Origin of the sequence: Sporosarcina sp. FA9, from assembly GCF_051550205.1 — a bacterium.
In the GTDB taxonomy this organism is placed as follows: Bacteria; Bacillota; Bacilli; order Bacillales_A; family Planococcaceae; genus Sporosarcina.
Genome location: NZ_CP188819.1, coordinates 3,353,299 through 3,373,863, shown reverse-complemented (window position 1 = coordinate 3,373,863; position 20,565 = coordinate 3,353,299). Strand labels below are relative to the sequence as shown.

Genomic DNA, 20,565 nt, shown 5'->3' with positions numbered 1-20,565 from the left:
ATGTAGAAAGTTTGCTTGCCGAAAGAGGAATATTCAGTCAATAATCTTACTTCGGCCGAAAATCATGGTATAATTTATATATATACAATACAAACGGAGGGATGAAGATGATTCGATTTGTTCAATTTGAAGAGAAGTACATACCGCAAATGGCGGAACTACTTGCAAGTAGGCAGATGAAGGAAAGGATACGTTTCGGATTTCTTCCTGAACGTTATGAAAACGCCGAAGAGACGGCTAAAATATTGCGAGAAGAGACTAGTAAACCATTTACTGCCGGCATCGTTACACTGCGCTTTGATGAGGTGATTGGCTATTTATTATACGAATTCAAACAAAATGCAACACGTGGACGCCATGTTTCAGTCAGTTATCCATCGCTAGCTATCAAAGAAGGCGAGCAATCAAGGCTCGTTCGATTAATGTATGCAGAAGCAGGGGCCGAATGGGTTCGAAATGGTTATTTTGAACATGTATTATTTGCGCCGGTAGGTAATGACCCAATTATATTGGAACTCTTGGAACAATCTTTTAGGTTTGATCAGCGTTATGCAATCTTATCATTAAATTCTTATGTAGCAAAAAGTGATGGAACGGCTCGTGTGAATTTCCGTGAAGTGACGAAAGATGATAGTTCACTTCTTCAGAAAATGGCCCCTTGGAATTCAATTCATCAAGCAGCTGCGCCATCATGGAGTCCACTTACAAAAGAGTCCATTGATAAAGTTCGTAAAGAATATGCGGGTTTAGCAGTAGATGATGAATCAACAATGTGGATTGCGGAACAAAATAGTATTCCCGCAGCATTTCACGTGTACTACCCAGCAGATGCGAACGGGTCAATCGTTACGCCGGAAAATTCTGCGCATTTAGCAGCGGCATCGACAAACGTTGAGATGCGCGGAAAAGGAATTGGGAAAGCAATTGCTGATTACTGTCTTGGAGAGATGGAGGAAAAAGGGTATAAGTATATTATGGCAGATTGGCATACGCCGAATCCTTTAGCTTCCTATTTTTGGCCTAAATTAGGATTTCAGTCGTATATGATCCGAATGGTGCGAAAAGTGGACCCACGAATTTCATGGGCAGACGGCATATGATGAAAAATAAAGAATTCGTTGCTTCTTGGAGTGGTGGAAAAGATTCTGCAATGGCATATTACCGAGCGATTCAATCGGGCATGATTCCCAAGAGAATATGGACAATGTTCGAAGAAGACAAGGAACGTTCGAAATCCCACGCACTTCCAATTGAAGTAGTAGAAGCACAGGCAAAGAGCTTGGGCATCCCTTTTATGCTTCGTGGTTCTGACTGGAATAGCTATGAAAGTGAATTTTTGGATGCAATGAAAGAATGTAAAGATGTAGGCATTGGCTACGGTGTTTTCGGGGATATCGACCTTGTGGATCATTTGGAATGGGTACAGAAAACGTGTGCAAAAGTTGGTATGGAAGCGGTGCACCCGCTTTGGATGGAACCTCGACGCAAAATCCTTGAAGAATTTGTCGCTGCGGGGTTTGTGGCATATATTGTCGTTGTGAACACGAAAATGATGCCTGCCCATTTCATTGGGCGTCCATTCACCATTGAACTGATGGATGAACTTGAAGCACTTGGTATTGATGCATGCGGAGAATCGGGCGAATTCCATACCGTTGTTGTAGATGGACCGATTTTTAGTGAACGAGTGCCAATTGTATTTTCTGGTGAACATGAAAGAGACGGCTATGTGTTTTTGGATGTAGAACTAAGAAAGAAACGAAGTGGAAAAACAGGAATATTCTAAATATGCTTGACTATATGTGGAATCTGAATTATGATACAAATCAACAAGTAATTGACTATATTCATTTCGACAACTAAATAGCAATCTCTTATCGAGAGTGGCGGAGGGAATAGGCCCTGTGATGCCCGGCAACCTGCAGGTGTTTTTGCGATGGTGCTAATTCCTTCAGATTATTTAATCTGGCAGATGAGAGGAGGATTAATAAATACGCCCTCTTCTTAAATTAGAAGGGGGCTTTTACTATTTTAAAATAAAACCCGAGTAATCAAATACACATACTAAAGAAGAAGGAAGTTGAGGAAATGAAAAACAGAATTATTAAGTCGTTATTATTAGTTTTCGCAGTAACTGCATTAGTAGGTTGTTCAAGCAATGCAAGCGAAGAAAGTGGGAAACCTGAAAAAATCGTTTTGGATTATGCCTATTATTCACCAGTCAGTCTTGTCTTAAAAGAAAAGAAATGGGTTGAAGAACTTTTTGAAGCGGAAGGAATTGAGGTTGATTATGTCCTTAGTCAAGGCGGAAATAAGGCTATCGAATTTTTGAATTCAAAAAGTGCTGATTTTGGATCGGCAGCTGGTGGTGCCGCATTCTTAGCTAAAGCGAAAGGTTCTCCAATTGAAGTTGTTTATAATTTTTCAAAACCAGAATGGATTGCACTTGTTGCAATTGATCCGACTATACAGACAGTTAAAGATTTAAAAGGTAAAAAGATTGCGGCAACAATAGGAACGGACATGCATACATTTTTACTTCGTGCTCTTGAAGATAATGGATTATCGGAAAAAGATGTGGAAGTGATAAATCTTCTCCCGGGCGATGGTGCAACTGCAATTCTAACCGGAGAAGTGGACGCGTGGGCAGGGCTGGACCCGCATATGGCAAGAGTAGAAAAAGAAGCGAATGCAAGGCTAATCTTCCGGAATGTTAATTACAACACATACGGAACACTAAGTGTTCGTCAAGACTTTGCTGAAAAGTATCCGGAGTATGTCACAAAAGTAATTGGTGTCTATGAGAAAGCTCGAAAATGGGTAATTGAAAATCCCGAAGAGACAACTGAAATATTAGCAAGAGAAGCAAAAATTGATATTGAAATTGCCAAAATTCAAATGAGTCGTAATGACTTTTCTGTTTCTAAGCCAGTGGAAGAACAAAAGGATTCAGTAATTTCTGCTGGAGAATTATTAAAAGTAAAAAAAATTATAGATCCAAAAACGGATGTTAAAAAAGTAGTGGACGAATTAATTAATCCGAAATACTTTGGTGAATACTAGAATAGGAGCAACGATATGAATGTGAAAAGTGAATCAATTAATATACCGTTAGCCACGGAGAAGGTGAAAGGCACTAGGTTATTCTCTTATAAGAACCATGAACGTTGGATTCTTGGAAGCATACTTCCGATACTTCTAATAATCGTCTGGGATCTAGCAGGCAGAGTTGGTCTGGTCGAAGCTTATCTTTTACCTACACCATCGCGAATTATTAAAGAAATTTTTAATATGGCTATAGAGGGTACGCTATTTGGTCATATAGGTATCACATTGGGTAGAGTGGCAATTGGATTTTCACTCGGAACACTATTTGCTGTAGTTTTGGGATCCGCTGTTGGTTATTTCAATCTTGTCGAAAAAATAATGGATCCACTAATTCAGGCATTCCGTTCTATACCAGCACTCGCTTGGGTACCTTTATTTATCCTTTGGATGGGTATTGGAGAATCATCTAAAGTAACGTTAATTGCTGTCGGTGTGTTTTTCCCAGTATATATAAATGTCGTTGCTGGAATTAGGGGAGTTGACCGAAAGTTAATTGAAGTAGGAAAAATATATGGATTTACATCGGGAGAAACATTGAGAAGAATTTTGCTGCCAGCAGCATTGCCGTCATTTCTTACTGGGCTTCGAACGGGGGTAGGACTTGGTTGGATGTTCGTTGTTGCAGCAGAGATAATGGGGGCCAGTAAAGGGCTTGGTTATTTACTGATTGTCGGTCAAAATACGTATTCTCCGGAGCTCATTATAGCGAGTATTGTACTGTTTGCTGTAATTGGAAAAGTCACGGATTCATTACTCAAAAAACTAGAGAAAAAGGTACTCGGATGGCAAGATAGTCTATCAAATCAACTATAAAGGTGGGTGAAAAAAATGCTGTCAGCAAAAAAACTAACTAGACTATTTAATGATGGAATTTCTGGATTCCAAAATATTGATTTCAAAATTACGAACGGAGAAATTGTTGGGATTTTGGGAACGAGTGGGTGCGGGAAAAGTACATTGTTACGAGTACTTGCGGGTCTAGATGAAGGATACGATGGAGAGTTTGAGATAGGTAATAATGATTCCAGTAAAAAGATTGGAATGATGTTTCAAGAACCAAGACTAATGCCGTGGCTTTCCGTCAAGGACAATGTTTGCTTTGGAAAACGATCATTAGTGCAAGAAGACCGTGCAAAAGAATTAATTGAGCTTGTTGGATTAAATGGATTTGAAGAGTATTATCCGAAGGACTTATCAGGCGGTATGGCCCAGCGAACAGCCATTGCACGATCTTTGCTTACGCAACCGGATGTGCTGTTACTGGATGAGCCTTTCAGTGCACTCGATGCTTTTACTAAGATGAATCTACAGGATTTGTTGCTATCAATTTGGGAAAAGAGAAAAACAACGATGATTCTTGTCACACACGATATTGATGAAGCCCTTTACTTATGTGACCGAATTATTATTATGCGAGGGCAACCGGGTGAATTATATGCAGAAATAAAAATTGAACAGAAAAAACCGAGAAACCGAATTGATTCTGCTTTAACAAAGAAAAAGGAAGAAATATTGAATCTGCTCGATTTAAATAAATCTGTGGAAACTTATGCTCAATAACGTAATTTTAAAAGAAGAGAAACCGTAACATGTATTGTTCAGTTTTTCTTCTTTGTTGCACGAACATAATCACAACTCATATAGAACGTTCGCTTTTTTTATCGGTTATGTAATTAGAATAGTGTGGAAATCATGTAGGGTTAATGAAAAATAGACTTCCTAAGAAACCGGATGGAAGTCTATCTTTTTTCAAGAAGTTATTTCATGGTAATGAAATAGTAAAGCTGTCAAATTCAATCCGTTTTCCGTCATAGGGCTTGAATTCGATTTTGGTCTCAGTACCATCTTTGTCGATTTCAACACCGCCGCCTTCAGTTGAATGAGAAACATAAGGGGTTACCGTCAAAATCTTCACACTGTCCGAAATAGGGTCAAATAACCGGTTGCCACTCTGATTTACTTTCCCATTCTCATTGGTTCCTTTGCTACCTCCCGAGTGAGAGCCGATTTCAATACCCTCCTCGTTGACTACATGGAAATCGATTGAGCTAGTTAGGAAAAAATTTTCATTAGATACTGCATTGAAATGAATCAACAGGCCAGCAGGGCTTATTTTCAAATCAGATACAGATAGGTCAATTCCTTCTGCTTTCTGAGTATGATTGATTGTGACCACTTCGACACCGGATTGTGCTTTTACTGGAATTTTGAATTTCCATCTCTTGTTGTCAAGGCTTTTAAAATGTAGTCCAAATATAAATTCCTCTGGTAATTCAGTGATGGCATCGATGCTGAAAACGCCGGTTCGGTATGTTGGTGTCACGTCAGTCTCAGAAAGTCCTCCCGAATAGCTGACAGTTTTTCCGTCAACGGTGAAATCTGGGCCACTGTGCTCAAAATAATTCTCTCCGAGTGGCTCTTTCGTTTCAAGCGAGTAACTTACCGTGAACCGTGCCCCATCATAAAATATTTCGTCAATTGTTATCGTATCGCCCTTTACAGCTTTAGACACACCAACTGCTTGCGTCAAACCAAGATTGCTCACTTGCACCAAGCCAAGATCACCAGATTCACTGAAAATCGACCCGAGTAGTGGTATTTGTAAAACGAAATTTGCCATTACTGGAGACACAGTAGCCGAACCAACCAATAACCCCAAAGCTACAACAGCGGCACTTGCAGTATAAATAAGTTTCTTACACATCGATTTCTTCCTTTTAGGCACATTTTTTCGAAGGGTTTGAGAAATAATAGCATCCAACTTTTCACTCGGCACATGAATTTTATCAATTTCGCTTTTAAACGCTGGAATTTTGTCTGTCATCAATATAAGCTCCTTTCAATTTTGATCTTAATCGTTCTAGGCCGCGGCGAATATTTGTCTTCACCGTTCCTTCTGGACAACTAAGGAAGTCCGCAATTTGTTGAATTGTATAGTCTTGGTAAAACCTGAGCAACAACACCGTTTTATACTTCTCTTCGATTTCTTCCATCGCCTGAAGTAGGTCTATTTTAGTCTCTTGTTTACGATCGACCGACTCCTCAAATTGCTCGAGAATTTCAGGGCTCATTGGAACAATCTTCTGTTTTTTTCTTAATGAATCTATTGCCGTGTTTATTAAGATACGTGTAATCCAAGTTGAGAAATAATCATTATTTTTGAGAGAAACGATTGCATCTAATGCTTTGTAAATTGTTTCCTGAAATACTTCGAGTGCGTCATTTTCATTTTTCATGTAGACAAAGGCGATCTTATATAACTTCTCTTTCTCTAGATGAATAAGTGCTTGAAACGCATCCGCATCGCCTTTCTTCGCATGTGCTACGAGCTTCTGTTTCGCAACCAATTTAAGAGCCTCCTTTCCTGTTCTACCTATTAGAGCTACCAGAGGGATAAAACGATTCAACTTTCTATTAGCAATAATAAAACAACGGCTTTAATTTCAAAAAAACCATTCCAGTCTATTGGCAGACTGGAATGGTTTTCGTGGTTAATCCAAGAGATTGCCTAGCTCTTGCTCAAGAAACGGCTTGGCATTCAATACGTTTCTGAACTCCGTATATCGGGCTCGATCGGCGTCTGTGGATTTTTTTCCTGTGTGGTACGCACGTATTAATATGTTTTTCGGCGTATGCTCCATGTCGATGAATTCAAGCAATTGTGTTTCGTATCCAACGAGTGACAATAGTTCCGCACGGATGGAGTCGGTTGCGAGTGCGGAGAAACGTTCTTTAATTAACCCGTGTTGTAGCATTACATCAAGTGCAGGTGAACTAATTTGTTGGAACAATTCATGTTGGCAACAAGGAACGCTCAAAATAACTTTCGCCCCCCATTTGACAGCACGTGCTAGCGCCATGTCCGTTGCTATGTCACACGCATGTAATGTAACGACCATATCGACAGATGTTTCCTCATAATAATCGTTAATATCCCCGACGAGAAATTCAAGATGATCGTAGCCAAGGTCTTTTGCAATTAAGCTACATTCTTCAATCACTTCTTTTTTCAAGTCTAAGCCCGTTACTTTGATGTCGAGACCTTTTTCAATTCGTAAGTAATGATACAGCGCGAAAGTTAAATAGGATTTACCAGAGCCGAAATCCAAAATCCGAATGGTTCGATCTTTTGGAAGATGCACCAAGGAATCATCAATGAACTCGACAAAACGATTTATTTGTCTAAACTTATCGTGTTTCTGCTTCTTTACCTTACCGTCTGGCGTTTGAACTCCTAGCCGCACTAAGAACGGATACGGAGTATTTTCATCAAGTAAGTAATTTTTCTTTCTGTTATGTGATAAATTAAGGGTTTTTTCCGATTGTACTTTTTCAGATTTCCATAGGACTTTAAATTTCTTGGACAATTGCACGTGGACTATTTCGTCGGAAAATTCGGCGTGGACTTGTCTAAACTGTTCAAGTAATTCGAGTAGCTTTGGATACAGTTTGTTTGCGGATATGTTTTCATGTTTTAAAATACGTTCAAACTGATATTCGAATTGAATATGCAGTTCACCGCGTAATTCAATGGGTTTAATCCGAACACGTTTTAGGTCATCGGTTTTTGAGCGTGGTTGACTAATTGTCCCATTTATAAAAGTACCGTTTGTGAATCGTTCAGTTAATAACTTTATTAATTCCTCGAAGTTCATACTAATCTCTCCTACTTAAAGTCAAATCCTTTAGTTTTCAAAAATTCGTTCATATGCATCCTTCTAGGAGAACCTAGAAATTTAGCCATAGAGTCCGACCATGCAGCATCTTTCCGATTAGATCCCCGGCTCATATAATAGTCGTTTAATGTCTTGTCGTAGGACGGTAAAATTTCATTGTATTTTTCACTATCGTATTCATTTTCATGAACAATCGCTTCTACTGGAAGTCTTGGTTTCACTTCATTTGCCTCATCGGGAACGCCGATTGTCATCGCATACATAGGTGCTACGCCTTCTGGCAAACCGAATAAATCGCTAATTTCAGCAGGAGCATTTCGAACACCGCCAATATAACAGATGCCGTAACCTTTAGACTCCACTGTTATGGCTACATTCTGTGCAAGAAGTGCGACGTCTGTAACGCCGACCAGTGTACTTTCTGCATATGAAAAGTCGATGTTTTTATCTAGTAAGTTTGCGGCTTTTTTTAGACGATGAAAGTCGATGCAAAAGACGAGTACAGCACCAGCTCCTAAAATTTGAACGGGGTTTTTGGAGAACTCTGCAAGTTTTTCCCGTTTAACTTTGTCTGTAACATGTATCACTGAATAGGCTTGGACGAAATGAGAACTTGCTGCATGTTGCCCAATACGAATTATTTCAAGTACTTCTTCTTTTGATATCGGTATGTCCTTGTATTTTCTTACAGATGCATGTGATGTCAGTAATTGAATAACCATTAAACTCCTCCTCCAATAAATACTTTTTTATCTATGAATTAAGATTACCATGCGAGAATAGTGGTAAACTACTAATATAGCTTAGAAAGGTGTGAAGACATGAGTTGGCTTGAAAGTATCTCTATTACAACGACGCTGCTTGTATTGTTCTTAGTGATCATCCCAATAATAATCGCAATCTTTCTGTATTTTTATGACAGGAAACAAAAGCAACATGCAATTTTAAGAAATTATCCAATTTTAGGGCGCATGCGGTATATGCTTGAAAAGACCGGTCCCGAATTACGGCAATATTTATTTGACGACGATAATGATGGACAACCCTTCAACCGCGAAGAGTATTTACGTATGGTGCTTCCGGGAAAATATTTAAATAGTGTCATTGGATTTGGTTCAAAACGTGACTTTGAAGAAGCGGGATTCTTTATACGAAATTCAATGTTCACAAAACAAAATGAAGAAATGCGTGTTGATAATGAAAACCTTGTAGATACGATGCGTTATATCGTAGATGCTGATAATTTATTTGCCCGAAAAGAGCATCGTGAAGCACTTCCGACACTACCGTGGTTGTTGCCAGAAGAAGATGCAGTTGTTCTTGGACCAAACTGTGAGCACCCGTTTCGCGTTCGGAGTTTGCTTGGGCAATCCGCAATGAGTTTCGGCGCTTTAGGAGAGAATGCAATTACTGCTTTGTCAAAGGGAATCGGAATGGCACAAGGTGCTTGGATGAATACCGGAGAAGGCGGTCTGTCTAAACATCATTTAGCAGGTAATGCGGACATTATTGCGCAAATCGGATCAGGGTTATTCGGCTTCAGGACGCTAGATGGTGAGTTCAGTTGGGACTTACTTCGAGAAAAGGCAGATATGCCACAAGTAAAAGCGTTTGAAATTAAACTTGCCCAAGGTGCTAAAATGCGTGGTGGCCATGTTGAAGGCTCAAAAGTGACAGAGGAAATCGCGGCAATTCGAAATGTTGTGCCGTACACATCTATCAACAGTCCGAACCGCTTTCATCAGTTTGATGATTATCCATCGCTGTTCGATTTTATTGAAAAAGTACGCAATCATTCGGGTAAACCTGTTGGCATTAAAATTGTAATTGGTGGCCAACCAGATGCCGAAGAACTTGCTTCGTTTATGAGTAAGACTGGGAAAGGGCCCGATTTCATTTCACTAGATGGCGGTGAAGGCGGTTCTGGTGCTACGTATCAAGATCTTGCAGATAGTGTAGGATTACCCCTTCGTTCCGCAATTATTCTTCTAGATGATGCACTTAGGAAGTTCGAAGTACGGGACCGTGTGAAAATTATTGCTTCCGGTAAAATTACAACACCAGATCGTGCTGCAATTGTTCTTGCAATGGGGGCGGATCTGGTTCAAGTAGCACGTGGATTCATGATTTCTGTTGGGTGCATCATGGCACATCGTTGTCATACAAATGATTGTCCGGCAGGTGTTGCAACGACGGATGCAAAATTACAAAAGGGTCTTGTCGTTGAAGAGAAGAAATATCGTGTTACCAATTATATTTTAACGATGCGTGAAGGGCTTTTCCGAATTGCCGCGGCAGCAGGTCTAGATTCACCGACAAAGTTTGAGAGGCATCATCTTGTTTACAAAGATGAACGGGGTAGAGTATCACCGGTTGAATAAATTGGAATAGTAAAAACGTATTTCCTTTCATATTGAAGGGAAATACGCTTTTTTAATTATTGTGTCTGTTTCCATTTGTGAAAAGGGGCAAGTGCATCCTTCGTTTCTAAATGAATAAAAGGGATAGTCCGTTTTTCAGGTGCTTTGTTTTGATCTGTATAAAATGGGGATACTGGAATACCAAACGATGTTTCATTATAGGCATCCGTTTTACTGCAGGCATAGTAAATTTCTCCGACTGTTGTCGAGTAAGCAACCCCTAAGCACATAGGACAAGGCTCACCGCTGGCATATAAAACACAGTCGGATAAATCTGTTGAAGCTAATGCTTGGCATGCTTCTTTTATAGCCAAGAGCTCTGCGTGTGCTGAAGGATCGTTGTTTAGATGGACAAGATTTGTACCTTTGCCTATAACTTTTCCATCCTGTACGACGATTGCTGCAAAAGGCCCACCGCCATCATTGACATTTTTAACCGCCATAGAGATTGTTTCTTGGAGCCATTTTTCGTGAGTCATTGATTATTCCTCCTTGTCGAATACCAAAGATTTCCCGGGAAATCATGTTGAAATTGATGATTGGTGTCATATTATAATAGTATACTATAAGTAAAGTGACTTTTCTAAAATAGGGATTGGTTTGATGTATTTGTGCTATAATTGTCATATTACAAAAATGGAGGTTTTAAAAAATGTCGAGCGATATGTATCAATTAATTGCAATTATATTGTATATGGCCGCGATGTTACTCATCGGTTATTACGCTTTCAGGAAAACAACAAATCTCACAGATTATATGCTTGGCGGTCGGTCTCTTGGCCCCGCTGTCACTGCACTAAGCGCAGGAGCGGCAGATATGTCTGGTTGGCTCCTTATGGGGTTGCCGGGTGCAATCTATATAAGCGGACTCGTAGAAGCTTGGATAGCGGTTGGACTTACAGTTGGTGCCTATTTAAACTGGTTATTTGTTGCTCCAAGGCTAAGAGTTTACACACAAATATCAAATGAATCCATTACTATTCCAAGCTTTTTGGAAAACCGGCTTAAAGATCAGTCGGGACTTTTACGAATCGCATCAGGAATTATTATTCTTATTTTCTTTACATTTTATGTATCCTCAGGAATGGTTGCGGGAGGCGTATTTTTCGAGAGTTCGTTTGGTCTTGAATATCATACGGGACTCCTAATTGTTTCGGCTGTCGTTGTTGCATACACGCTTTTCGGAGGTTTTCTTGCAGTTAGTTATACCGATTTCATTCAAGGCCTCATTATGTTTCTTGCGCTGATACTTGTTCCAACGTTTGGGATATTTCTAACGGGTGGATTAGCTGAAACTGCGGCTAGTATCCGAGAGGTGGACCCGCAATTACTGAACTTCGTTTCGGGGGCGACATTTATCGGAATATTATCCGCGGTCGCTTGGGGACTTGGGTATTTCGGACAGCCACATATTATCGTTCGATTCATGGCGATTAAATCCGTAAGTGAAACGAAAAGTGCTCGTAGAATCGGTATCGGTTGGATGGTTTTAAGTTTGTTAGGCGCCATTGCAACTGCACTTGTCGGAATTGCTTACTATCAGCAAAATGCTGGAGCAATACTCGTTGATAAAGAAGCTGTATTTATCGCTCTAGGACAAGTGATTTTCCATCCGTTCATTGCAGGACTAATGCTTGCAGCAGTTCTTGCAGCGATAATGAGCACCATTTCATCACAGTTAATCGTAACTTCTTCAGCACTAATTGAGGATTTATACAAAGCAATTATTAAAACCGATGCGTCGGATAAACAATATGTATTTTTAGGGAGAATAGCTGTACTCTTTGTTTCCGTTATCGCAGCGTTTCTCGCTTGGGGTGACCATGATACGATACTTAAGCTTGTTTCATTCGCATGGGCTGGTTTTGGTGCTTCGTTTGGTCCGATTATACTTTTATCTCTTTACTGGAGAAAAATTACGGCAAAAGGGGCACTTTGGGGAATGCTTGTTGGTGCAATAACAGTAATTATTTGGGGTAACTTTGAACAATTTACGGGTAAACTTTATACTAAGATGCCTGAGTTTGTTCAATTTGCAACAAGCAATCTGTATGAAATTGTACCGGGTTTCCTACTTTGTCTTATTGTAACTATTGTTGTCAGTAATATGACGTATAAACATAATGCTGAAATTGAAAAAGAATTTACGGATACGGTTGAAATACTAAAAAGAGATCAATAATTAAATTGAATACCCGCGACTGTGAAAAGTTGCGGTTTTTTTTATAGAGTTTTTTTGGGAAGCTTTTTAGAACAAAAGAATACATAGTTGGAAAGAGGGATTTAAGTGATTAAACTGGATCATGTTGTTTATTTTACGAGTAAAACACCGAAAGAAGTAGTGGCTGAACAAAAATCGGAAGGAAAACATGCAGTTATTGGCGGTAGTCATTTACAATGGGGTAGTTATAATGCGCTAATGTATTTAAAGAATACTTACATTGAATGGATTGCTGTTGAAAATCAGGAAATTGCGGAGAAGACAAAGCATCCGCTTATTGAACAACTTCTTTTGGATGAAGAAGGCTGGGGAACAATTTGTCTTGCCGTCGATGACCTTGAAGCGCTTCATAAAAGTATTACGAGTAATGGGATTCGCTCATCGGGCATTTTAAAGTCTGAACGAAAAACAGTGGACGGTAAAATACGAAAATGGAGTATGCTGAATATTGAACAGCAAATTTCGGATACTCTTCCACTTCCGCTCCTAATTGAATGGGATGATAAAGACGATAAACGTTATAAAATTCTTCGTGCGGATGGATCAATTATTCCGAGTAGCGAGCAATTTGAAGTTAAAGAATGTGTTTTTAGTGTAGAGTATCCAGTAGAAACAGCTGATAAATGGGCAAACCTATTCTCTTTGGAGCGTAGTGGAAATCGACTCATATTGCCGAATGCTACTTTGAGCTTTATTCAAAAAACGGATGAAATGGATAAAGAAAGATTGTCTGAAGTAATGATTGGACAAGCTTGATCTAACAAGAATAATATTTCCATTACTTTGCAATTGTTTATAGTTTGTTGGGAGGAGTTTTTGTTTGGATTCGATAATTGAACGTGCCATTCTAGTTGGAGTAAAAACACAAACGGATACTCATTTTGAGTATTCAATGGAAGAATTGCAAAACCTTGCAGAGGCAATTGAAGTTGTAGTAGTAGGGACTGTAACGCAAAATCTTGAACGGAGAAATCCATCCCATTATGTTGGAACGGGAAAGATTGATGAAATAAAGAATTACTATGATGAAGCAGATGCAAATTTAGTGATTTTTAATGATGAGCTATCCCCTTCTCAAATTCGGAATTTAGAAAATAGCTTGGAATGTAAAGTAATTGACCGCACAATGCTCATTTTAGATATATTCGGTAGACGTGCTCGGACAAGCGAAGCGAGGATGCAAGTAGACCTTGCGCAACTTCAATATATGTTGCCGAGACTAATTGGTTTACGTGCATCACTTGGTAGACAAGGCGGTGGCACGGGTGGTGGATTACAAAACAAAGGTGCGGGAGAAACGAAACTTGAACTGGACCGTAGAATAATTGAAGACCAAATTGCCAAGTTGAAAAGAGATCTTGAAAATGTTCAAGATCAACGTGAAACTCAGCGGAAACAACGAACCAAAAGCGGTACACCAGTTGTTTCTCTAGTTGGATATACGAATGCTGGAAAATCGACAATTATGAATGAACTACTCAAAAGGATGAATGCTGAGGAAACGAAGCAAGTGTTTGAAGAAGATATGCTGTTCGCTACAATTGACACATCTGTCCGCAGGGTTCGATTGCCGGATAATAAAGAGTTTCTACTTACGGATACAGTTGGTTTTGTCGGTAAATTACCAACACATCTTATAAAAGCGTTCCGCTCAACACTTCAAGAGGCGAGAAATGCAGATTTACTTTTACAAGTCGTCGATGTTTCGCATCCTGAATATCGGTTTATGATGGACGTCACGAATAAAGCATTACAAGACGTCGGTGTAGAAAACGTTCCTACGGTAAATGTCTTTAATAAGGCCGATTTAGCAGATGTAAGTTATCCAAAAGTAAGTGATAATAATATTTGGCTATCCGCAAAAGAAGGAAAAGGTTTGGATGAGTTAGTGGATTTAATTAAGAGTCATGTTTTCGATAAATACATCACATGTAAACTTCTTGTACCTTTTGACCGCGGCGATGTCGTTTCCTACTTGAATAATGAAGCTAGTGTGAAGGATGTAACTTACGAAGAAGAGGGGACATATATGACTGTTGGTATGCTCGCATCGGATCGCAAACGATTTGAAGAGTTTATTATAGTGCAATAAAAAAATCTGCATCCCATGAGCTGTTACGTCATGGGGTGCAGATTTTTATTTTGTTTAAGGGATAGGGTTGGTAAAGTTCGCAACGTTCTTGAAACCTCGCAACGTTTTCATCAAAGTTCACAACGTTTTGCCCAAAGTTCGCAACGTTCTTGAAACCTCGCAACGTTTTCATCAAAGTTCGCAACGTTTTGCCCAAAGTTGGCAATGTTTTTTGGAAACCTCGCAACGCTATCCTGATCCTCAGCTTTTAACTTCTTTAAATTGAATGTTATGCAAGCGGGCGAATTGGCCGCCTTTATTGACCAAATCATCGTATTTTCCGTCCTCGGTAATTCCTTCATCTGTGACTACTAGAATTCGGTCTGCGTCACGAATAGTTGCGAGTCGGTGCGCGATGATGAGTGTTGTTCGATTTTCTGCAAGTTCTGCAAGAGATTGTTGGATGATGCGTTCTGTTTCTGTATCGAGTGCAGATGTTGCTTCATCTAAAATCAAGATAGGTGGATTTTTCAAGAACATACGGGCAATGGCGAGACGCTGTTTCTGTCCGCCGGAAAGTTTGAGACCGCGTTCTCCGATTTGAGTTTCATAGCCAAGTGGAAGTGCATCAATCATCGATTCCAAATGTGCTTTTCTTGCAGCTTCGAAAATCTCTTCATCTGTCGCCGAGCCTTTACCGTAAGCAATATTTTCGCGAATCGTACCTGTGAATAGAAACACGTCTTGTTGAACAATCCCGATTTGTTGTCGTAGGGATTTCGTTGTCATATTACGAATGTCCATTCCATCAATTGTGATTGCACCTTCATTCACATCGTAAAAACGAGGGATAAGTGAACAAATCGTCGTTTTTCCAGCCCCGGAAGGACCAACGAAGGCTACGGTTTCGCCTGACTTGATTTTCAAGTTGATTCCCGAAAGGACTTCGTTATGTGCATCGTACTTAAAGTGAACATTGTCAAATGCAATATCTCCATTTAGATGTTCTACTTCAACGGCGTCCGGTAGATCTTCAATTTCAGGATCTACATCAATTAATTCCTGGAACCTCCGAAATCCTGCCATTCCTTTTGGATACAATTCTAAAAGAGCACTAATTTTATCGACGGGTTTAATGAGCAAATTGACGAATAAAATAAATCCTACGAGTTCACCAGGAGTTATTTTATCAGTGATTGTAAACCAAGCACCAACAACCAGAACAACGAGGGTCATCAATCGGGTCATCATATACATACTCGAATGAGTCCAGGCCATCACTTTATACGCAACAAGTTTTGCAATTCTAAAGTTGCCATTATCTGTTTTAAAACGACCAATTTCAAAATCTTCGTTTGTAAAAGATTGCACGACACGTACTCCAGAAACACTATCCTCAACACGTGCGTTCACATCGGCAATTTTACCGTACATATTTGTCCAAGCGGCATTCATTTTAATATTACAAAACGTAACCAAGATAATTAGAAGAGGTACCATCACAATTGCGATAAGTGCTAGTTCTGGATTGATGCTGTACATCAGTATAAATGCGCCGACGAGTGTCATAATGGCAATGAATAAATCTTCGGGTCCATGGTGTGCGAGTTCTCCGATGTCGAATAAATCATTCGTAATTCGACTCATAATATGACCTGTTTTCGTATTGTCAAAGAATCGGAACGACTGTCGTTGCACATGATTGAACAGTTGTTGACGCATGTCCGTTTCAATATTAATGCCTAGCTTATGACCAAGATAGCTTACAATGTATTGTAAAAATGTACTGAATATGTAGATGGTTAACAGCAGAATGCTGACGGTGACGATTTTCCCCCAATCGCCACCCGGAAGCAGCTTATCGATGAACCACCGAACGGCTAAAGGAAAGGCGAGTTCGAGTAATGCCACGAAAATCGCACTTGAGAAGTCGATGATGAATAGTCGTTTATGTGGTTTATAATATGAAAAAAACTTTTTAAGCATGAAATGTAATTCTCCTTTCCAGTTATAAAGGATAGTATAGCGGACTTTGGATAGGAAAACGATGTTTCATTTCTAAAAATTGAAAATAAAGACACGATTAGTTGGGAGGAATGTACTGTTCTTCAGATGTGAGACATTATGCTCGTCTTTACTCATTTACCAATTATCGGGAACCTTCTAACTATTGGTTCGTATGAGTAGATGTAGGTTAACTGAAAAAGAAAGGAAGAGAATATTTTGAAAAACTGGATAAAAGGAATTGCGACAGGTATTCTCGTTCTTGGATTGGCTGCTTGTGGTAGCATCGCAGACGTAATGCCGGGGACGGATACATCAAAAAAGAGTGAGCTAACAATTCTAGAAGTATTCCAAAAAGCGCAGGAAACTTCGGAAAAACAAAATAGTTTACATGCGAAAATGGACATTGTGCAAAATATGGATTCCCCTGTTGAGGGACTGAATATGGATATGAAGATTAAAATGGACATGGATGTGATTGTAGAGCCGCTAGCGATGCACCAAGTTATTGAAATGGATATGGGCGAAGCGGGTATTATGGAAACAGAACTCTACTTGACTGAAGATGGATTTTTAATGAAAGATCCGGAATCTGAAGAATGGATGAAACTTCCGGAGGAATTGTATGAAGAGGTAATGGGTTCGATGGCGGATGGTGCAGATCCAACTTTAGATTTAAATTTACTTGAAGAATATATAGAAGATTTTACGTTTGAACAAGATGACAATCAATATGTTTTGAAACTGAAAGCTTCTGGAGAAAAATTTAAAAATCTTGTAAAAGAGCAACTGGATTCAAGTGGAATGCTAGATGGAATGGATGAAGAGGATGCTAAAGTATTGGAAAGCATGATTATTCACGAAATGGAATATGAAATCTTTATAGATAAAAAGACGTTCAGCACAACGGCATTTACAATGATTATGGACATGGAAATGGGACCTGAAGATGGAACAATGCGCATCAAACAGAATACAAAAGCAGAAATCAGCAAAATAAATGAACTAAAAGAAATCAAAGTACCACAAGAGGTTTTGGATGCAGTCACTGAATAATAATAAGGAAATCCACAGGGAAATGAGCCCTGTGGATTTTTTTGTCTAGATTAGCAGGGGGATTAGGCGGTTCTTTCTACTTTAGTTGTACAGTCTGAAAGTGGGCAGTAATAGCTTGAAAAAAGCATTATGACTGCGGGCTTATCGCAGAAAAGGTCCCATAAGTTCACAGAATCGAACTATATTCTCAATAAACAAATCTATTGAGAATCATTTTCAGTTATAGTTTGACACCCTACTGCCCCGTGATATATAGTGGATATTGAGTCTAATTGATAATGGTTTTCAGTACTGGATTCTCAATTAGCTTCAAATAATTAATGTCGGGGTTACCCATGAAAAAACGTTATTTATTCATAGCACTTATCGTTCTATCACTCATATCATTATTTGTTGGTGTGAGTAGTATTACACCGATGGATCTGCTAGATTTCAAATCAGAGGAAACAGAAATATTTTTAATTAGTCGTTTTCCTAGACTAATTGCAATTCTTCTTGCGGGTGCAGGGATGAGTATAGCTGGACTCATTATGCAACAGCTGAGCAGGAATAAATTTGTTTCCCCTACAACAGCGGGAACACTCCATGCAACGCGACTTGGAATTCTTGTGTCTATGCTTGTATTCACAAATGCATCTACAATGGAAAAAATGGTTGTTGCTTTTGCATTTGCACTTGGTGGAACCTTTTTATTCATGCAAATTCTTGACCGCATTAAGTTTAAGGATGCAATATTCATTCCACTTGTCGGTCTAATGTTCGGTAGTATTTTATCATCAGTAACAACGTTCTTTGCATTCAGATCGAATATCATCCAAAATATGTCGGCTTGGTTACAAGGTGATTTTTCGATGATTATGAAAGGACGTTATGAACTTCTTTACATAAGTATTCCAGTTCTTGTGATTGCCTACTTTTATGCAAACCGCTTTACTGTGGCAGGCATGGGAGAAGACTTTTCTAGAAACCTTGGGCTTGCTTATAGACGAATTGTCAATATAGGATTGGTGCTCGTAGCACTTATTACGACAACAGTTGTTTTGACGGTTGGAATGATTCCTTTTCTTGGTTTAATCATTCCAAATATCGTATCAATATTTAAAGGCGATAATATTGAGAAAACATTGCCGCATACTGCACTGCTAGGGGCAAACTTTTTACTTGTTTGTGACATATTGGGTAGGGTTCTTATTTATCCGTATGAGATTTCAATTAGTCTCATGGTTGGTGTTATTGGTAGTGGAATCTTCCTTTTCTTGTTGTTTAGGAGGAAAGCCTATGCGTAACTCTACAAAAATAATTATTCTCACTGCAATTGCAGCTGTTTTCTGTGGTCTATATCTGTTTCAAGGTTTGAATGGAAGTTTCGACTATGCACTACCGCGTCGTGGCATCAAAGTATTAGCGATGGTGATTACGGGAGTGGCAGTTGCGTATTCAACTGTTATTTTTCAGACAATCACACATAACCGTATTTTGACACCGAGCATAATGGGGCTAGATTCACTTTATCTATTGCTTCAGACAGTTATTATCTTTTTCCTTGGCTCGAGTCATGTGACGATTGTTAATAAGCATGTCAACTTTATATTATCGGTCTCTGCAATGGTCGTATTCGCTTTAATTTTATATCGTTTCTTGTTTAAATCAGGGAAACGACCAATCTACTTCCTTCTATTGGTTGGAATAATTGTAGGGACATTTTTCGGCAGTATTTCTACATTTTTACAAGTACTTATTGACCCGAATGAATTTTTACTCGTTCAAGACAAAATGTTTGCAAGCTTTAATAATGTCAGTGGTGATCTCGTTTGGTGGGCACTCGCAATTGTAGGAATTTCTTTACTAATTGGTTGGCGATCTATTAATGATCTAGATGTACTTTCACTTGGAAGAGATACATCCATAAGTTTAGGTGTTAACTATAATAAGGTCGTTAAAAAGATCTTAATTTTGTCTTCAATCCTAATCGCAGTATCAACCGCCTTAGTCGGGCCGATTACGTTCTTCGGTCTTATCGTAGCAAACTTGTCCTACCAGTTTTTTAAAACGTATAAACATTCTGTACTTATTATTGGTGCATCAGCGATGAGTGTAATTGCACTCGTTGGCGGACAGTGGGTTGTTGAACGCGTCTTTACATTCTCCACAACACTAAGTGTTATTATCAATTTCGTTGGAGGAATTTACTTTATCTATCTACTATTAAAGGAGAGTCGATCTACATGATCCAGGTCCGTGAAATCAGTAAGTTTTATGGTAAAAAAGCGGTCGTTGAAAAGGTTAGTGTGGATATTCATCGTGGGAAAATTACTTCCTTCATTGGACCGAATGGGGCAGGTAAATCAACGCTTCTTTCGATGGTGAGTCGTCTTTTGGATGCAGATACGGGTGAAGTTCTTGTCGATAATGAAAATGTGAAAAAAATGAAATCTAATGAGTTTTCAAAACGTGTGTCGATATTGAAACAAGCAAATCATATGAATGTTAGATTGACTGTTCGTGAGCTTGTATCCTTTGGTCGTTTTCCACATTCCAGAGGGCGACTGGGTGCAGAGGATTTACGAATAATCAATCAATCAATGGATTATATGGAATTGATGGACATGGAAAATGATTATCTTGAGGAACTATCGGGTGGACAGAAGCAAAGGGCGTTTATTGCTATGGTTATTGCTCAAGATACTGACTATATTTTACTCGACGAACCACTTAACAACTTAGATATGAAGCACTCCGTTCAGATTATGAAGATTCTAAGAAGACTAGTGGATGAACTTGGAAAGACGGTCGTTATCGTTCTTCATGATATTAACTTTGCTTCGGTCTATTCAGATCGCATCGTTGCACTAAAAGAGGGTCGTGTCGTAAAAGATGGACCTACGAATGATATTATAAATTCGGAATCATTAAGAGAAATTTATGATATGGAAATACCAATAAAGCAAATGAGTAATTGTCGTATATGCGTTTATTTTAATTCGTAATTAATCAAAAAGAAGAGGATGG

General features: G+C 39.1%; 19 protein-coding genes and 1 riboswitch. Of the genes, 13 read left to right on the top strand and 6 right to left on the bottom strand.

Going from position 1 to position 20,565, the window contains the following annotated elements; all coding sequences use genetic code 11:
* Positions 1 to 107: 107 nt before the first annotated feature.
* From ACP8HH_RS17230 to ACP8HH_RS17210, 5 genes are all read left to right on the top strand, one after another.
* Complete coding sequence (locus ACP8HH_RS17230) at positions 108 to 1,100, top strand: GNAT family N-acetyltransferase (protein WP_438313402.1); 993 nt, start codon at positions 108 to 110, stop codon at positions 1,098 to 1,100.
* Positions 1,097 to 1,786: a diphthine--ammonia ligase gene (locus ACP8HH_RS17225; RefSeq protein ID WP_438313400.1), complete on the top strand. Its 690-nt coding sequence runs from the start codon at positions 1,097 to 1,099 to the stop codon at positions 1,784 to 1,786. Before ACP8HH_RS17230 ends, ACP8HH_RS17225 begins: the two co-directional genes overlap by 4 nt.
* Before the next feature lie 85 nt (positions 1,787 to 1,871).
* Positions 1,872 to 1,979: riboswitch (SAM riboswitch) on the top strand.
* Between the two features lie 109 nt (positions 1,980 to 2,088).
* Positions 2,089 to 3,063, top strand: a complete 975-nt coding sequence (locus tag ACP8HH_RS17220) for an aliphatic sulfonate ABC transporter substrate-binding protein (protein WP_438313398.1) — start codon at positions 2,089 to 2,091, stop codon at positions 3,061 to 3,063.
* A gap of 15 nt (positions 3,064 to 3,078) precedes the next feature.
* A complete protein-coding gene (locus ACP8HH_RS17215) occupies positions 3,079 to 3,921 on the top strand; it encodes an ABC transporter permease (protein ID WP_438313396.1) in 843 nt (280 codons plus the stop codon).
* A 15-nt stretch (positions 3,922 to 3,936) separates the two neighbouring features.
* Entirely contained in the window at positions 3,937 to 4,668 is a 732-nt protein-coding gene (locus ACP8HH_RS17210) for an ABC transporter ATP-binding protein (protein ID WP_438313394.1), read from the top strand.
* Positions 4,669 to 4,870: 202 nt separating this feature from the next.
* On the opposite strand, the gene ACP8HH_RS17205 is transcribed toward ACP8HH_RS17210, so the two are convergent.
* The 4 genes from ACP8HH_RS17205 to nfsA form a co-directional block, all read right to left on the bottom strand.
* Positions 4,871 to 5,932, bottom strand: coding sequence for a DUF4179 domain-containing protein (locus ACP8HH_RS17205; protein ID WP_438313393.1), 1,062 nt, complete (start codon positions 5,930 to 5,932; stop codon positions 4,871 to 4,873).
* The gene (locus ACP8HH_RS17200) at positions 5,907 to 6,455 is read right to left on the bottom strand and encodes a sigma-70 family RNA polymerase sigma factor (protein ID WP_438313391.1); all 549 of its coding nucleotides are present in this window, start codon (positions 6,453 to 6,455) and stop codon (positions 5,907 to 5,909) included. Before ACP8HH_RS17200 ends, ACP8HH_RS17205 begins: the two co-directional genes overlap by 26 nt.
* A 144-nt stretch (positions 6,456 to 6,599) precedes the next feature.
* Positions 6,600 to 7,763 carry a class I SAM-dependent methyltransferase gene (locus ACP8HH_RS17195; protein WP_438313389.1) on the bottom strand — a complete coding sequence of 388 codons (1,164 nt, stop codon included), beginning with the start codon at positions 7,761 to 7,763 and terminating at the stop codon, positions 6,600 to 6,602.
* Between the two features lie 11 nt (positions 7,764 to 7,774).
* Positions 7,775 to 8,506: an oxygen-insensitive NADPH nitroreductase gene (gene nfsA / locus ACP8HH_RS17190; protein ID WP_438313387.1), complete on the bottom strand. Its 732-nt coding sequence runs from the start codon at positions 8,504 to 8,506 to the stop codon at positions 7,775 to 7,777.
* 99 nt (positions 8,507 to 8,605) lie between these two features.
* Between nfsA and ACP8HH_RS17185 the strand changes: the two genes are divergently transcribed.
* Complete coding sequence (locus ACP8HH_RS17185) at positions 8,606 to 10,165, top strand: FMN-binding glutamate synthase family protein (RefSeq protein ID WP_438313385.1); 1,560 nt, start codon at positions 8,606 to 8,608, stop codon at positions 10,163 to 10,165.
* Positions 10,166 to 10,221: 56 nt separating this feature from the next.
* On the opposite strand, the gene ACP8HH_RS17180 is transcribed toward ACP8HH_RS17185, so the two are convergent.
* Complete coding sequence (locus ACP8HH_RS17180; RefSeq protein ID WP_438313384.1) at positions 10,222 to 10,683, bottom strand: nucleoside deaminase; 462 nt, start codon at positions 10,681 to 10,683, stop codon at positions 10,222 to 10,224.
* Between the two features lie 173 nt (positions 10,684 to 10,856).
* Here ACP8HH_RS17180 and putP point away from each other — a divergent pair, with 173 nt between their 5' ends.
* From putP to hflX, 3 genes are all read left to right on the top strand, one after another.
* On the top strand, positions 10,857 to 12,386 hold the full coding sequence (putP, locus tag ACP8HH_RS17175; protein WP_438313382.1) for a sodium/proline symporter PutP: 1,530 nt from the start codon (positions 10,857 to 10,859) through the stop codon (positions 12,384 to 12,386).
* A 105-nt stretch (positions 12,387 to 12,491) separates the two neighbouring features.
* Positions 12,492 to 13,181: a VOC family protein gene (locus tag ACP8HH_RS17170; protein WP_438313380.1), complete on the top strand. Its 690-nt coding sequence runs from the start codon at positions 12,492 to 12,494 to the stop codon at positions 13,179 to 13,181.
* 64 nt (positions 13,182 to 13,245) lie between these two features.
* Positions 13,246 to 14,517, top strand: a complete 1,272-nt coding sequence (hflX, locus tag ACP8HH_RS17165; protein ID WP_438313378.1) for a GTPase HflX — start codon at positions 13,246 to 13,248, stop codon at positions 14,515 to 14,517.
* A 240-nt stretch (positions 14,518 to 14,757) separates the two neighbouring features.
* On the opposite strand, the gene ACP8HH_RS17160 is transcribed toward hflX, so the two are convergent.
* Entirely contained in the window at positions 14,758 to 16,482 is a 1,725-nt protein-coding gene (locus ACP8HH_RS17160) for an ABC transporter ATP-binding protein (RefSeq protein ID WP_438313376.1), read from the bottom strand.
* Positions 16,483 to 16,719: 237 nt separating this feature from the next.
* Between ACP8HH_RS17160 and ACP8HH_RS17155 the strand changes: the two genes are divergently transcribed.
* The 4 genes from ACP8HH_RS17155 to ACP8HH_RS17140 all read left to right on the top strand — a co-directional run bounded on the left by ACP8HH_RS17155 (position 16,720) and on the right by ACP8HH_RS17140 (position 20,543).
* Positions 16,720 to 17,556 carry a DUF6612 family protein gene (locus tag ACP8HH_RS17155; RefSeq protein WP_438313374.1) on the top strand — a complete coding sequence of 279 codons (837 nt, stop codon included), beginning with the start codon at positions 16,720 to 16,722 and terminating at the stop codon, positions 17,554 to 17,556.
* Between the two features lie 335 nt (positions 17,557 to 17,891).
* The gene (locus tag ACP8HH_RS17150) at positions 17,892 to 18,842 is read left to right on the top strand and encodes an ABC transporter permease (protein ID WP_438313373.1); all 951 of its coding nucleotides are present in this window, start codon (positions 17,892 to 17,894) and stop codon (positions 18,840 to 18,842) included.
* The gene (locus tag ACP8HH_RS17145; RefSeq protein WP_438313371.1) at positions 18,835 to 19,785 is read left to right on the top strand and encodes an iron chelate uptake ABC transporter family permease subunit; all 951 of its coding nucleotides are present in this window, start codon (positions 18,835 to 18,837) and stop codon (positions 19,783 to 19,785) included. The genes ACP8HH_RS17150 and ACP8HH_RS17145 overlap by 8 nt, the downstream gene beginning before the upstream one ends.
* Complete coding sequence (locus tag ACP8HH_RS17140) at positions 19,782 to 20,543, top strand: iron ABC transporter ATP-binding protein (RefSeq protein ID WP_438313369.1); 762 nt, start codon at positions 19,782 to 19,784, stop codon at positions 20,541 to 20,543. Before ACP8HH_RS17145 ends, ACP8HH_RS17140 begins: the two co-directional genes overlap by 4 nt.
* The last annotated feature ends 22 nt before the right edge of the window (positions 20,544 to 20,565 follow it).